Origin of the sequence: Paucidesulfovibrio gracilis DSM 16080, assembly GCF_900167125.1 — a bacterium.
Classification (GTDB): Bacteria; Desulfobacterota; Desulfovibrionia; order Desulfovibrionales; family Desulfovibrionaceae; genus Paucidesulfovibrio; species Paucidesulfovibrio gracilis.
Window position 1 is genome coordinate 109,085 of record NZ_FUYC01000003.1, and the last position, 13,273, is coordinate 122,357.

General features: G+C 54.5%; 17 protein-coding genes. 13 read left to right on the forward strand and 4 right to left on the reverse strand.

The window, feature by feature from the left end; genetic code table 11:
• The first annotated feature begins 10 nt into the window (after positions 1-10).
• The 6 genes from B5D49_RS04755 (at position 11) to B5D49_RS04780 (ending at position 4,632) form a co-directional block, all read left to right on the forward strand.
• On the forward strand, positions 11-751 hold the full coding sequence (locus B5D49_RS04755; RefSeq protein WP_078716533.1) for an amino acid ABC transporter permease: 741 nt from the start codon (positions 11-13) through the stop codon (positions 749-751).
• A 127-nt stretch (positions 752-878) separates the two neighbouring features.
• On the forward strand, positions 879-1,601 hold the full coding sequence (locus B5D49_RS04760; RefSeq protein ID WP_078716534.1) for a precorrin-8X methylmutase: 723 nt from the start codon (positions 879-881) through the stop codon (positions 1,599-1,601).
• Positions 1,602-1,797: 196 nt separating this feature from the next.
• Positions 1,798-2,019 (forward strand): 4Fe-4S dicluster domain-containing protein, encoded by a 222-nt coding sequence (locus B5D49_RS04765; protein ID WP_078716535.1) that lies wholly within the window; start codon positions 1,798-1,800, stop codon positions 2,017-2,019.
• 11 nt (positions 2,020-2,030) lie between these two features.
• On the forward strand, positions 2,031-3,182 hold the full coding sequence (locus tag B5D49_RS04770) for a 2-oxoacid:acceptor oxidoreductase subunit alpha (RefSeq protein ID WP_078716536.1): 1,152 nt from the start codon (positions 2,031-2,033) through the stop codon (positions 3,180-3,182).
• A gap of 2 nt (positions 3,183-3,184) precedes the next feature.
• Positions 3,185-4,024, forward strand: a complete 840-nt coding sequence (locus tag B5D49_RS04775; protein WP_078716537.1) for a 2-oxoacid:ferredoxin oxidoreductase subunit beta — start codon at positions 3,185-3,187, stop codon at positions 4,022-4,024.
• Positions 4,021-4,632 (forward strand): 2-oxoacid:acceptor oxidoreductase family protein, encoded by a 612-nt coding sequence (locus tag B5D49_RS04780; RefSeq protein ID WP_078716541.1) that lies wholly within the window; start codon positions 4,021-4,023, stop codon positions 4,630-4,632. Before B5D49_RS04775 ends, B5D49_RS04780 begins: the two co-directional genes overlap by 4 nt.
• Positions 4,633-4,719: 87 nt before the next feature.
• Here the strand turns inward: B5D49_RS04780 and B5D49_RS04785 are convergent, their stop codons facing one another.
• Positions 4,720-5,415: a FlgO family outer membrane protein gene (locus B5D49_RS04785; protein ID WP_078716542.1), complete on the reverse strand. Its 696-nt coding sequence runs from the start codon at positions 5,413-5,415 to the stop codon at positions 4,720-4,722.
• A gap of 262 nt (positions 5,416-5,677) precedes the next feature.
• On the opposite strand from B5D49_RS04785, the gene B5D49_RS04790 reads away from it, so the two are divergent.
• From B5D49_RS04790 to B5D49_RS04820, 7 genes are all read left to right on the forward strand, one after another.
• Positions 5,678-6,427, forward strand: a complete 750-nt coding sequence (locus B5D49_RS04790; RefSeq protein WP_078716543.1) for a motility protein A — start codon at positions 5,678-5,680, stop codon at positions 6,425-6,427.
• A gap of 1 nt (position 6,428) precedes the next feature.
• Positions 6,429-7,187 carry an OmpA/MotB family protein gene (locus B5D49_RS04795; protein ID WP_234990621.1) on the forward strand — a complete coding sequence of 253 codons (759 nt, stop codon included), beginning with the start codon at positions 6,429-6,431 and terminating at the stop codon, positions 7,185-7,187.
• Between the two features lie 24 nt (positions 7,188-7,211).
• The gene (locus tag B5D49_RS04800) at positions 7,212-7,589 is read left to right on the forward strand and encodes a PilZ domain-containing protein (protein WP_078716544.1); all 378 of its coding nucleotides are present in this window, start codon (positions 7,212-7,214) and stop codon (positions 7,587-7,589) included.
• 318 nt (positions 7,590-7,907) lie between these two features.
• Complete coding sequence (locus tag B5D49_RS04805; protein WP_078716545.1) at positions 7,908-8,558, forward strand: biotin attachment protein; 651 nt, start codon at positions 7,908-7,910, stop codon at positions 8,556-8,558.
• A complete protein-coding gene (locus B5D49_RS04810) occupies positions 8,558-8,902 on the forward strand; it encodes a hypothetical protein (protein WP_078716546.1) in 345 nt (114 codons plus the stop codon). Before B5D49_RS04805 ends, B5D49_RS04810 begins: the two co-directional genes overlap by 1 nt.
• A gap of 42 nt (positions 8,903-8,944) precedes the next feature.
• Positions 8,945-9,460, forward strand: coding sequence for a single-stranded DNA-binding protein (locus B5D49_RS04815; RefSeq protein WP_078716547.1), 516 nt, complete (start codon positions 8,945-8,947; stop codon positions 9,458-9,460).
• Positions 9,461-9,753: 293 nt separating this feature from the next.
• Complete coding sequence (locus B5D49_RS04820) at positions 9,754-10,425, forward strand: class I SAM-dependent methyltransferase (RefSeq protein WP_159447133.1); 672 nt, start codon at positions 9,754-9,756, stop codon at positions 10,423-10,425.
• Between the two features lie 60 nt (positions 10,426-10,485).
• Here the strand turns inward: B5D49_RS04820 and B5D49_RS04825 are convergent, their stop codons facing one another.
• From B5D49_RS04825 to B5D49_RS04835, 3 genes are all read right to left on the reverse strand, one after another.
• Entirely contained in the window at positions 10,486-11,862 is a 1,377-nt protein-coding gene (locus B5D49_RS04825) for an MFS transporter (protein WP_078716549.1), read from the reverse strand.
• Positions 11,859-12,317, reverse strand: coding sequence for a MarR family winged helix-turn-helix transcriptional regulator (locus B5D49_RS14835; RefSeq protein WP_078716550.1), 459 nt, complete (start codon positions 12,315-12,317; stop codon positions 11,859-11,861). Before B5D49_RS14835 ends, B5D49_RS04825 begins: the two co-directional genes overlap by 4 nt.
• A gap of 90 nt (positions 12,318-12,407) precedes the next feature.
• Positions 12,408-13,259 carry a hypothetical protein gene (locus B5D49_RS04835; protein WP_078716551.1) on the reverse strand — a complete coding sequence of 284 codons (852 nt, stop codon included), beginning with the start codon at positions 13,257-13,259 and terminating at the stop codon, positions 12,408-12,410.
• Between the last annotated feature and the right edge of the window lie 14 nt (positions 13,260-13,273).

Below are 13,273 nucleotides of genomic sequence, written 5' to 3' on the forward strand. Positions count from 1 at the left end.
GGAGTGGAACGTGTCGTATTGGGATGTAGCACCTGAGCATTGGGGACTTATTTGGGACAACCTGGATTATTTTCTCTGGGGAGCGGTCCGGTTCACTTCGGAATTTCCCTTTGTGGAAAATCTGGGTGGACTTGCGGCCAGTGTCGTACTTGCCTTGCTCGGCATCATCGGCGCCTTTTGGGTAGGGCTTGCCGCCGGTTTGATGCGTATCTCCCGTTCCTGGTGGATGCGGTATCCTGCGGTTGTGTATATTGAGGCCATCCGTGGCACACCGCTGCTGATGCTCATTTTTTGGTTTTTTTTCCTGGCGCCGATTATGCTCGGCAAAACACTGCCAGCCTTTCACAGTACACTGATTGCCTTCATCGTGTTTACTTCGGCCTATATCGGCGAGATCGTTCGTGCCGGTGTGAATGCGTTGCCTGGTGGGCAGATGGAGGCGGCGCGGGGATCGGGATTATCCCATGTGCAGGCCATGCGGTACATCATTTTGCCTCAGGCCTTGCGCAACATGATTCCTTCGTTCGTGAACCAGTTCGTTTCCCTGACCAAGGATACGTCCCTGGCGTATATCATTGGAGTAAACGAACTGATGCGCACAGCTGTGCAGGTGGATAACCGGGAGACCAGGATTTCTTTTGAGATCTACGTGACCATCGCCATCATGTATTTTGTGGTGTGTTACGTGTTGACGTCTTACAGCCGACGGCTGGAAAAGAAATTGTCCCGCTATCAGGCTCGGGACCGCTAGCCGAAAAAGGTTTTCGCCCGGGGTTTCAACCTGGGCGACGGAAGGCTATAATCCGGCTCTGCGCATTCGTTGTATGACGTTTGCGTGGAGCTTTTTTTGTCTGTCTGGATAATAATCGGGATGTGATGTGAGCAACGACCCTCTTTCTTTGATCCATGCGGTACGGCCCGACGAAATTGAACGACGTTCTCTGTCCATAATTGATGATGAAGTGCCGCAGCCGCGGCCATATGCCGGAATCGCCTGGGAAATTGTCCGGCGTATGATTCATACCACCGCGGATTTCGATTTGTTGCAATTGGTACGCTTTCAGGCGGATGCGATCGTATCCGGCCTGAATGCCCTGAAAGCCGGGGCCGCGATTGTGACCGATACACGCATGGCGCAAATGGGCATTCCTCTCCGGCGTATGGCCCCCTTGGGATGTTCGGTTCAGTGCCTGATGAATGATCCTGCGGTAGCAGCCCGGGCCAAAGCCCAGGGGACAACCCGCGCTTTGGCGGCTGTTGACGCTATCGTGGAGCAGGATCAAGACATGGATGGCGCACCGTCCCGCATCTGGGTGATCGGTAACGCACCAACCGCGTTGCTTCGCTTGTTGGAGCATGTACAAAACGGGCGAACCCTGCCTGCGCTTGTTGTGGGGATGCCGGTGGGGTTCGTCAATGCCGCCGAGTCCAAGGAATTGCTTATGCGACAGGGAGGGTTGCCCTCCATTTCCATTCAAGGGCGGAAAGGCGGCTCCGCGCTTGCCGCCTGTGTGGTCAATGCCCTGGCCGACGTCGTGTTGCGGGAACAGGGTGCCCCCTGTCATACCGGTCATCCCGAGGCTCGGACGGGTAAGGATTGAATAGGGCACGTTTGTCGGCCAAGGATTGAATTCCTGGTATCCTCACACGTTGACTCTTTGAAATGCCATGATCTTTTTGTCGGACAAGTGCCGGTTTTTCCAAAACTGTTTGCAAAGGCCCACCAATGGTGGTAGTGGCCGAATCGTGTAACAAGTCCCGTGAGTGGGGTTCATCAACCTTTTTTCAGGTGGGGTCATGGCCAAGGAGAAGGGAAATAGTAAAGTCACCATCTATCCGGACTGGTGCAAGGGGTGCGGCATCTGTGTGGCGTTTTGTCCGGCCAAGGTCATTGAGATTGATGCCCAGGGCAAGGCGCGTGTGATGCGCGAAGAGGATTGCATTCATTGCGGATTTTGCGAACTGCACTGTCCAGATTTCGCCATTGTGGTAACGGAAATCGAACGGTGTCCCAAGTGAGGTGGTGAGATATGGCGGCAGGCAGAAAAAAGAAGCGCAAAGAACTTTTTGCCCAGGGCAATGAGGCGGTGGTGGAAGGCGCCCTTCTTGCCGGGTGTTCCTTTTATGGGGGCTACCCCATCACGCCTTCCAGCGAAATAATGGAGGGAATGGCCCAGCGGCTGCCCAAAACCGAGACCGGGACTTTTCTCCAAATGGAAGATGAAATTGCCAGCATGGGCGCTGTGATCGGTGCGTCGTTGGCTGGCTGCAAGGCCATGACGGCCACTTCCGGCCCGGGGTTTTCCCTGATGCAGGAACACTTGGGGTACGCCTGTATGGTGGAGGCTCCCCTGGTCCTTGTGAATGTTATGCGGGGCGGACCATCCACTGGATTGCCCACAAGCCCGGCCCAGGGCGATGTTCAGCAGGCCCGCTGGGGAACGCATGGGGATCATGCCATCCTTGTACTCTCCGCTTCCAATGTCCAGGAATGTCTTGAAATGACGATCACGGCTTTCAATCTGGCCGAAAAATTCCGCACACCGGTGATCCTGCTTTTGGATGAGATCACCGCGCATACCCGTGAGAAAATTGTCATTCCGCGTGAGGATGAATACGAAGTCTTCAATCGCGTTGTCCCCACCATGCCGCCCGAATGGTATAAACCGTTTGAGGAAACGGTTCGGGGGGTGCCGCCCATGCCGCCCATCGGTTCGGGGTATAGATTCCATGTCACTGGGCTGACACATGATCCCAATGGGTTCCCCACCTCCCGACCAGAGGAAGTGGCGGATCTCATGGACCGCATGTTTCGTAAAGTCGACCAGTTTTTGCCGCAGGTGTCCCTGCACGAGGAATTTCGTTGCGAAGATGCTGAGGTCTGCGTTGTAGCGTACGGCTCGGTGGCCCGGTCCGCAGAGTACGCTGTAGAGCAGGCTCGCGAACGGGGGGTCAAGGCCGGACTGCTGAAGCTCAAGACGTTGTATCCCTACCCGCGGGCCGCCACGGAAAAAGTGATGGGACATGCCCGAGCGTTGATTGTTCCGGAGATGAATATGGGACAAATCTCACGCGAGGTGAAGCGGGTCAACAACGGTAGAACCACGGTGCGTGCTGTGAACCGCGTTGATGGACAGATCATCACGCCCTCGGAAATCCTCAAGGCGATCATGCAGGTGTAGCCATGCCCGAAGTTATTGGAAATCATATCATTCATAAGTATCTGCGGCACAATAAGAAATTCCCTCACGTGTTGTGTCCGGGGTGTGGCCACGGCATTGCTCTGGGATCGTTGATCCGTGGGGTGCATTGTCTCGGCCTGGAAAAGGACGACGTGGTTATTGTCGCGGGGATCGGTTGTTCCGGAAGGTTGGCGGTTTACGTGGACTTCAACACGGTTCACACGACGCACGGAAGGGCTTTGACGTTTGCCACCGGAATTAAAATGGCCAAACCGCATCTTAACGTGATCTGTATCATGGGTGACGGCGACGCCTTGTCCATCGGCGGGAACCACCTCATCCACGCGGCCCGTCGAAATATCGGCATCACGGCCTTAGTGTTGAACAACAATATCTACGGTATGACCGGGGGGCAGTGCTCCCCAACCACGCCGCATGGTTCCTATTCCATGACATCACCCTACGGACAGTTGGAAAAGGGGTTTGACGTGGTGGATCTGGCGCGGGCCTCAGGAGCCAACTTTGTGGCACGCGGCACATCGTTTCATGCCCAACAGTTGGATAAACTAATGATCCAGGCGCTTCAGCATCCGGGGTTCCGTATGGTGGAGGTAGTTTCTCCCTGCCATACCCAGTTCGGCCGGAAGAACAAGTATAAGGGACCAGTGGATATGTACAAATGGCTCAAGAAGAGCGCTGTCCCGCTGGAGCGGTATGAAGAAATGGATGAAAGCAAGCGCGAAGGGCGTTTCCCCACAGGAGTGTTCGTCGATAACGATTCGCCCGGGCTGGAACAGCAATACGCGCAACTGAAGCAGAGCATGCGGGGGAACGCGTCATGAAGCAGAGTGTGACCCTGGAACGATTTGAAATTCGGCTTTCCGGCCTGGGCGGACAGGGAATCATCACCCTTGGGCGCGTGATGGGATCAGGGCTTGCGTTGGGACACGGGTATCAGGTGACCCAGACTCAAAGCTATGGACCCGAAGCACGGGGAGGCTCCAGTCGGTGCGACCTCGTGGTCAGCTCCGGAAAGATCAGCTATCCCAAGGCACAGAATCTTGATCTCTTGGTGGCGCTCTCCCAGGAAGCCTGCAACGCGTATTATCCGTTCCTCAAGCCTGGCGGTATACTGGTTCTGGAAACGGACCTGGTGCGACAGCCGCCGACCAATCTGTTTCTTGGATTGCCGTTTACGGAAATGGCTACCCGCAAGGTTGGAATCGTTCAGGCCATGAATACCATTGTCTTGGGCGCAGTGAGTTATCTCCTGCCCTTTGTGGAACAGCGCGTAATGCGGAGTTCACTCCAGGCCGCGTTGCCTGCCAAGATTCGCGACGTGAACACCAAGGCGTTCAATCTTGGCCATCGCGAGGCCAAAAAAGAATTCGGTGAGCAGCCGGAAATTTGGAAAGGAAAGCCTGAAGAGCGTGAAGGGTTCGACATCTAGCGTCTGTCGAGCACGGAACGTTTGTTCAAGTACCCATACGCCGCCCGATGCTTGCCGTCGGGCGGCTTCTTTTTGGGCTGCGTGCCATTAGAATTTGGTTCGAACCGTTGGTGTGGTGCCTCCCTGTGGCAGGCGTAATTGTGGAAGCAGGGCCATGGTGTTTTGGTTTACGGGCAGTGTCCATTGCCAACTCGCCAATGCCGTTTGCGTTGGGACAGCGCGGACTGTTGCCGAAAGGTAAATCACGTCTGCGGCGATGAGATAGGTTCCGCGCAATTCCGCCAAGCCGGGCAGCGTCTTTTCAGCGTCTGGGGCGTTGGCAGCGGAGTCCGTGTCCGTCGGCTCGGCTTCATCCATGGTACCGTGTTGCGGCATGGTCTGCATCGCATTTGCAGGGATCACGGGGTAACCGGCTCGTGTCAGCCGAGAGGCCACCTGTTCTGCGGAAACAAACCCAAAGGGTGATGGATCCTCGGGCTGGCCAAGATTGTCGAAGTCGTGAAATACAATCCGGACATGCTCCTCCAGCGCGTCATTCAAGACTCGGACAAGTTCATCCCCGGCTTCATAGTTGAGTTCCCGAATGGGGGTGGTGTCCTCGTCCCGTAGTTCCGTTGTGGTGGGACGAACGTCAAAGAAAAAGTCTGCGGCACTATCATAATTTTTTTTCGCAGTGCTGCCGGAACACCCTGCCACACAACCGATGAGCAACACGAGTGCGGCTGGAGCGAAGAAACGTCGTTGTGCTTGGCTGTGCCACAGTGGGATATTTTCAAAAGGCATAGGGCGGCCCCTGGTTTTGTTCGATCAATATTTTTCTTATCGGCGGTATTGTGACGGAGTTTAGGAGTCGGGGCAATACACTGCAAAGCATCAGAAGAGGATTGGTCGATTTTTAGAGGTTGCTGGCGATAAGATGAAGTTTTTGGTATAAAATTCGAACGCGACCCTTGAGTTTGCTGAAAAAAAAGACGATATCCATATTGTGTGGGCATTGAGGGCAGTTGTACAGGTTTTGAAATTGTAACAAGGGTAGATTCCGGGTATGGATATAGCGACCCTATTTGGACTGATCGTCGGACTTTCGCTCGTTGTAGGCGCGATCTTCCTGGGTGGAGCCGTGGACGTGTTCATCAACCTTCCCGGTATGATGATTGTGATCGGCGGAACACTGGCCTCCATTACGGTGGCTTTCCCTCTTGAAGAAATCGTGCAGTCCTTTTATGCGGGCATCAAGGTTTTTGGCGCACGCAAGGTCAAGGCCCGGGACGTGATCAACATCATGGTCAAGGTGGCCGAGATCAGTCGCAGGGAAGGCCTGATGGCATTGGAGAACGTGCAAACCGAGAACATGGTCCTCAAGAAATCCTGTCAGCTTATTGCCGACAACGCGGACCCCCAATTGATCCACGACACGTTGCGCATTGAGATCAATGCAATGCGACGTCGTCATCAAGTGGCGCAGGACGTGTTCAAACGTCTGGCCGGCCTGGCTCCATCCTTCGGTATGATGGGAACCCTGATCGGGTTGATTCAGATGCTTTCCCGGCTGGACGACCCTACGGCTATCGGGCCGTCCATGGCTGTGGCCATCTTGACGACGTTTTACGGTTCCATGCTTGCCACCATGATTTTTATTCCCATGCAGGCCAAGCTCAAAGCGAGGACTCTCCAGGAGCAGCTGAATTTGGAAATTATTTTTGAAGGGGCGCGCTCCATCCTGGAAAACAACAACCCCATGTTGGTCTACGAGAAGTTGTCCTCATTCCTGGCACCCAAGGAGCGAGGGAACTGACGTGTGCGCGCAGAAAAGTTTTGCCACTTCCGATGAGGCGCTCCTAAGCGCAAATTATGAGGACGAAGAGGAAGGGCGGGAATGGCTCACGACCTTTGCGGATCTTTCCATGCTTCTCCTCGTTTTCTTCATCCTGCTCTACTCTATGTCTACGTTGGACAACGAAAAATTTTCCGAGACATTTAGCTCCGTGACACAGGCTCTCTCCGGGCAAATGGAGCAAATTGCCACCAGCCGCATCACGCAGGAGGAAGCGGGAGTTTTGCTGGATCAGGTGATGTTGCAGCGCCAGATTGTGGAATCACAGCGGAAGGTCTTCTCCGAAGTGAAGGCGTTGCAAACGGAGAAGGGCATTGAAGGGGTTGTGTCGGCGACTTTTGAAAACGGTCTTATCACCCTGCGGGCACCCGGAGATGTCTTTTTCTCCCCGGGGCAGGTGGCGCTTTCTCCGCTTGGAGAAAAAATAATGATGACCATGAAGGATTTTTTTATCCAGCATCCTGACCAGGTCATCAATATCCGAGGGTACACAGACGATACACAGCCAACCGGGCGGGTCTATCAGGACAACTGGGAGGTTTCCGCATTACGGGCCGTGAACGTATTGCGCTTTTTGCTTGATCAAGGAATTGAACCGGGGCGGCTCACCGCTACGGGGCTGGCCTCCTTGAATCCCATCGTCCCCAACACTTCCGCGGCAAATCGGGCCAAAAATCGTCGGGTGGAATTCATCCTTGAAAAACGGGTGACCACAAATTAATCAGCAGTAATTGGGAGTCGCCGTATGGATTTCGATATATCGTTCGGAGAATGTGAAGATCGCGCCCGACAGGCCTTTCGAACCCGCGTACCAGGGCTGGTGGTCAAGTTTCATGATTCCGGACAGACGTTTGATGTCAAGGATATCAGCGCCTCGGGGTTTGCGGTGCAGGATCCATCCAAGGGGCTTGCTTCCGGTGAAAGCTGCGAGGTTTCGTTTTATCTGAACAAAAAGCTGTTTCTGGGTAAGGTTTTTGCCACGGTTGTCCGTACCCTGGATGACGGAATTACGGGTCTGACTTTTGATGAGTTGAAGCGTCAGCAAGCACTCAAATTGGACAAGTTGGTACTTGAAGTACAGAAACGGCTCATCAAATTGCGAAAATCACGTGCTGAGGAATAGGCTCCGCCTGAAAGCCCTGCGCCAAATGTTCCCCGGTTTCAATCCATCATCATGCGGAGCTTTTCCCGCTGTAATGTCCGATGGAGTCATCGGTCCAGGGGCTTGACCCCATGGGGGGGAACTTTTATGAATTCTGGATCAAATGAATGCAAGTGATCACTCCTGATTGCTGAAGGGCCGTTCTGGTTCGGGTATTGCTGCTTCGTTTTTAGGACGTTGGAACGCTCGCGTTTTCATGCCGTTGTACCCGCTATCCTGTGCTGTCATACTGTTCAAGGAGCGAAGCATAACCATTTTGCGAACAAGGAAGTTGTACCATTGCTGAATATTAAGGAATTGCTCGACGAGATCAAGGCGTCTCCATACAAAACCATTGATGTGGTGGCTCCGCATACGGGAACGGTCGGCTTTGCCGAACTCAAGGTGGGCGACAAGGTCCGTTCGGCCAGCGGTACCTGGGATGAAAAGCCCGGTACGCTGCTGCTGCAGCTTACCCGGGAACACAATACCAAACCCCTTCACTCCCCGGAAAGCGGCGAGGTGACGGAGCTTCGTCACGAACTTGAAGGGAAGTTCGTGGAAGCCGGCACCAAACTGATGACGATTCGTCATTATTTGTCCCGAAGTGAAGTGATTGATTTGATACTGCAAAAGGCTCTCTTCCTGTTCAAAGCACCGGAACGGGCCAAGTATTACTTCGTACCCGAGGTGGACCAAAAGCTGAAGGTTTCTGGAAAGCGTTCGGTCAAGGTCTCGGATGGTATGGAGATGTTCATTGTTTCTCGGATGAAACGGGAAACGCCGTTGTCCTATTCCGGCCCGGAGGGGTTGATCTACGCGGTGTATTTTCATCGTGGCGATAACGTCGACGCCGGGGAGCCGCTTCTTGGAATTTGTCCCGAAGATCAGTTGACCATGATTGAAGATGTTGTTGCCCGAGTTCAAGGAGAATGGGAGGAGCAAGGCTGATGGGTGAATTCTTGCAGGTTCGTGTTTCTGCTTCCACGTACGATGAGGCTAAAGTAAAAACGCAATGGCCGACATTGTGGGGATTGGCCTGGGAGCAGGGAACAACTCCCGGTGTGACCCATGGAGTCCTGGAGTTGGCCCGTACATTGGCAGAGAAGCACCGCTTGGGGATTCTTCCCGAGAAGGGACTGCAGGCGTTGGGGAGTGAACCTGAGCGGCTGGACGCCCTGGTGCTGCAACTGGAGTCCGCGTTGGCCGACTGGAAACCTGCAGATGCCGACCGGCTAAGCTATAAGCTGGAAGACGTGCTCAGTGAGCTGGAAAATTCAGCGAAAAAAATGTAAACCGCCCACAGAAAGTGACCCCAAACTCCAAGGAGAAAATAGATGGCCGGCAGTATGAATAAAGTTATCCTGGTCGGACGATTGGGCCAGGATCCCAAGCTTTCCTACACACAGGCCGGGCAGGCCGTGGCGAATTTCAGCCTGGCCACTGACGAAGGCTATCGTGACCGTAACAGCGGCCAGAAGGTCGAACGTACGGAATGGCATCGGATTGTGGCATGGCGCCAGACTGCGGAGTTTTGCGGCAATTACCTTTCCAAAGGGCGACTTGTTCTGGTGGAGGGTAAGCTGCAAACACGTAAATGGCAGGATCAAAACGGTCAGGATCGGTATACAACTGAGATCGTGGCGAATAATGTCCAAGGACTTGATAGCCGTCAGGATGCCGGACAATACCGGGGACCGCAGCAGGGCCAGGGGCAGCAGCGTGGCGGGCAGCAGGGACAGCAGGGTGGATACCAGCAGCCTCCGAACCAGAACAACGCTCCTCGCGAAGAAGAGGATCTGGGACCGGCCTTCCCCTCCGAGGCGAGTGGAATGGATGACGTACCCTTTTAAACCCCACAAAATTTGATCTTGACTGGAGGCGGCGTACAGCCGCCTTTTTTTATGGACAAAGAGTCAACGATTGACCCCAAAAAGAACGAGGTATAGCGTAATACAATATTTAAAAATGTGATACAGCCAACAGGAGATGGAGGGGGCGTATGGTTGCGGATTGGAATGCCATGTGGAGAGCGGGGCAGCAACATCGGAAAAAAATGCGGGGAAATGTTCAAGCGTGGGATCGACGGGCCAAGGAATTCCAGCGGGCCACCTCGTCGGAAAAATATGCTGGGCAGGTTGTGCGAATGATGAACCCTCAGTCGCATTGGACGGTTCTTGACATGGGCTGCGCTTCAGGAACCCTTGCTGTGCCTCTTGCCTCGCTTGTCGCCTCCGTGACAGCGGCGGACCCCTCATCGGAAATGCGCAGGCTGTTGCAACAGCGGTGCTCGGACGAAGGAATCGAGAACATACGCATCTGCCCGGCAGGCTGGGAAGACGATTGGGAGGAGCAGGGAATCGGCGTCCACGACGTGGTGCTCGGTTCCCGGTCCTTGATGACCGACGACCTGGAAAAACTTGTTCGCAAGGCGCATTCCTATGCTCGCGAGCTGGTGGTTTTGGGGACACTGGCTGGTAATGGACCGCATGACCCGAGAATTATACGCGCCGTGGGCCGAGAATTTCATCAGGGACCGGACTACATGATCGTCCTCAACCTGTTACGGGAACTGGGCATATTTGCCCGTGTGGATTTTACGATTACCCAGCCGCAACAGATTTTCGCCGACTTGGAGACGGCCGTCCGGGAGTTGCGGTGGATGGTGCGCGATCTTCAAGAGGATGAGGAAGTGCGTTTACGCAGATGGTTGGCGGACCAACTCCGGCCGGTGGAGGGCGGGGTCTTCCTGCCGGGTCGAGCGCCGGTTCGATGGGCTGTGATTACATGGAATCCTTCGGAGTTTTCGGAAGTATAGGCTGCATACCGCCTTACAATCAATGCGGTTTTTTAGTTTTCCTTTAGGAAGGAGAGCTGGTTACACGGGTTTGCGGTTCAGCGCCCCCTTCAACGACAACAGGACGCCAAAGGCACTCAGCACGGTGAAGCCCGTTAATAAAATGCGCATGACGTTGAGGTATTGATCAAAGTTCTCTTGGCTGACCGCGTGATCTCCCAATGTGTGTGCCAGAAGTAGGGACACCAGGATCATACTTGTTGTCATGCCTGAGGTGCGCATGCCGGAAGTCATGGCTGATGCGACTCCCAGTTCCCTACTGTTGACGCTGCCCATGATAACGGCGGCATTGGGACTGGAAAAAAACGCGATGCCGATGCCGAGCAGGATGAGCATGGCATGGAAGGTGAGGCTGGACGTTTGCGCATCGAACGTGGCGGCAATGCCGAGCGCGATGGTCACCACAACCATGCCGAACGTGGCGATGAGGTGCGGCGGGTGCCTGTCTGCAAGTTTTCCGCTGTATGGTGACAGCGCGGCCTGCACCAAGGGCTGCACCACGAGGATGGACCCTGCTTCATAGGCACTGATGCCACGGCCACATTGCAAGTAGAGGCTCATCAGAAAGGTGAAGCTGAACGAGGCTGCATAGTTGATGAATTGTACCAAGCAGCCCAACGCAAACGGGCGGTTATGCCGGATCAGATTGAGATCCAGCAGCGGTGAGGAAGAGCGCTTTTCCCAAAGGACGAAGCTGATAAGCGACAGAATTCCGGCCAGCAAGGCCAGTTTGCCCAGGATGTGGGCGGAGCCTGCACTTCCTGCCACCAACAGCCCGATCCCAAGGGCGGACAGCAGAGCGCCGACGCGGTCGAAAGGATCGGAAGTAGCCTGGTGGTCAAGCCGTTTCAGGCGAAGGACCAGCACCAAAGAAAGCAACAGGGGCAGAAGTCCGGAAAAGAAAACCCACCGCCAGCCGAGGGCCGTAGTGAGTAGGCCTCCCAAATATGGGCCGGCGGAAATGCCGAGGTAGACACCGGCTGTGCCGAACCCCAGAGCGCGACCGCGCTCCTCTCGTGGGTGGGCGTTCATGAGGATGGCCAGTCCCGTGGACATCATCATGGCTCCCCCCAAGCCTTGCAACACTCGAAGGATCACAAAGATTGACATGCTGGGTGCGAAGCCCAACAGCAGCGTCATGAGGCAGAATAGCCCCATGCCCCGGAGAAAGAGCGGAATGTGGCCGGTAATGTCCGCGTAGCGGCCAAACGGCAGTAAGAACATGGCGGTGGTGGCGATATACACGGACTCCACCAAACTGAGCAGCACCGCTCCGGAATTGAAGTGTTCTCCAATGGAGGGCAGAGCCACGGCAACGGCGGAAAGCATGAACGGCACTGCAAATTGTGTGGATGTTATCGCAAAGAGAACAATGCGTTTTCGTTCCTGCTCCGTCATGACTCTTCCTCGTCAAGGGCACGTTCCAGATTGACGATCAGACGATCCACGACTTGGAGTGCGTTCTGTCGTTCCTCAGGGGAAAAGCCCTGAAACAGCAATTCGTTGAAGGTTTCCAGCAGATCAAGGGTTTGCGGCAGCAGTTTATCTGCCTGCTCCGTGGGGTATACGAGCTTGTCACGGCGGCACTGCGGATCATAACGCCTGGAAATAAAATCAGCCTTTTCCAAGGCGAACAGTTTTCGGGCAACTGCGGCTTTGTCGAGGTGCAGAACTTGCGCAAGCTGCATTTGACTGCGTCCCGGCTGGTGAATGACTTCCATAAAGAGGGGGATTTGCGAATGCTTTACAGGGTGCCTGGCAAAGAGCCGGTCGCCATTTTTTGCTGCAGCGCGAAAGAGTCTGGCAATGCGGTAGCCCAAGGACTGGGCGCGTTGGGAATCAAGTTTTGGCATAAGAAAGGAGTGTGTTGATTGTTGACTGGTCAATTGTTGACGAGACAATTAACGGCGTTTTTCACGCAAGTCAAGCGGGGAAAAAGGAGGTCAGTGACGGCTGCGGTGGTAGAAAACGTTGTACACCAGCGTGAGCAACAGGGCGTAAATTGCGGCGGAAACGCCCAGAATTGCGTTATAATACACTGGTGCCGTGAGTGCCAGGCGGATGAAAAGCGTGGCCAACGCAAAGCCGGAGTTGCGGAACACTGCCCGGAAAGAGGGGGCATAGCGTTGAGCGATCAAGACCAGCAGAATGTCCGAGAAGACCAGAACAGTATAAAATGCTGGGAAAAAATCCGGTGTAGGGGCATGCTGGAAGTGGTGCAGGGCGTGCTCAAAGCACAAGCCAAAGAAAAAGACCAGGAGTCCCAGAGCAACAAGTTTTTTGGCGGCAACGAATCGAAAGATGGACGCGCCTTTTTTGCTGCCCTCGTATGGCTTTGGAAGCATACGCAGAACGCCTAAAAGGGCAAAGATGAGCAAAGCTCCGGCACCATCGGCTGCAATGCGAAATACCAGCTCTTCATTGCCGACGACCTGAATAGGCTCGGGAAAGTAGGAGAGCTGCTTGAATGTACCCCGAAGCAGAATAAGCGCTAATATTTCAAATTGTTTGGCAACGGCAAGTGAGATGGAGCACGGTAGGGTGAAAATCAGTCCGATGATTTCCATCAGCAACACAAAACCAAAGGCAAGGTTCACGGCTTCAAAGTGGCTGGTATGCGGGAACCAGTGCAGCCATTGTGGGGCCAAGTCCTGTCGATTCAGTTCGATGACGCCCAATGAAAGAAGAAAGAAGACCACAAGCAGGGCGGCCACGAATTTTTGCGTGGATTCCCGCTCCCAGAACTCATGGAGAGGATCGAAGATAAACGTTACCAAGGTAAACAGTCGGTCCAAGCGGCTCTCCTTGA

Excerpts from the sequence above, each read along its gene's own strand:
- B5D49_RS04790 (WP_078716543.1), top strand. The coding sequence starts at position 5,678 with ATGGATATAGCGACCCTATTTGGACTGATCGTCGGACTTTCGCTCGTT.
- B5D49_RS04820 (WP_159447133.1), top strand. The coding sequence starts at position 9,754 with ATGATGAACCCTCAGTCGCATTGGACGGTTCTTGACATGGGCTGCGCT.
- B5D49_RS04770 (WP_078716536.1), top strand. The coding sequence starts at position 2,031 with ATGGCGGCAGGCAGAAAAAAGAAGCGCAAAGAACTTTTTGCCCAGGGC.
- B5D49_RS04825 (WP_078716549.1), bottom strand. The coding sequence starts at position 11,862 with ATGACGGAGCAGGAACGAAAACGCATTGTTCTCTTTGCGATAACATCC.
- B5D49_RS04800 (WP_078716544.1), top strand. The coding sequence starts at position 7,212 with ATGGATTTCGATATATCGTTCGGAGAATGTGAAGATCGCGCCCGACAG.
- B5D49_RS14835 (WP_078716550.1), bottom strand. The coding sequence starts at position 12,317 with ATGCCAAAACTTGATTCCCAACGCGCCCAGTCCTTGGGCTACCGCATT.
- B5D49_RS04785 (WP_078716542.1), bottom strand. The coding sequence starts at position 5,415 with ATGCCTTTTGAAAATATCCCACTGTGGCACAGCCAAGCACAACGACGT.
- B5D49_RS04775 (WP_078716537.1), top strand. The coding sequence starts at position 3,185 with ATGCCCGAAGTTATTGGAAATCATATCATTCATAAGTATCTGCGGCAC.
- B5D49_RS04815 (WP_078716547.1), top strand. The coding sequence starts at position 8,945 with ATGGCCGGCAGTATGAATAAAGTTATCCTGGTCGGACGATTGGGCCAG.
- B5D49_RS04780 (WP_078716541.1), top strand. The coding sequence starts at position 4,021 with ATGAAGCAGAGTGTGACCCTGGAACGATTTGAAATTCGGCTTTCCGGC.
- B5D49_RS04765 (WP_078716535.1), top strand. The coding sequence starts at position 1,798 with ATGGCCAAGGAGAAGGGAAATAGTAAAGTCACCATCTATCCGGACTGG.
- B5D49_RS04810 (WP_078716546.1), top strand. The coding sequence starts at position 8,558 with ATGGGTGAATTCTTGCAGGTTCGTGTTTCTGCTTCCACGTACGATGAG.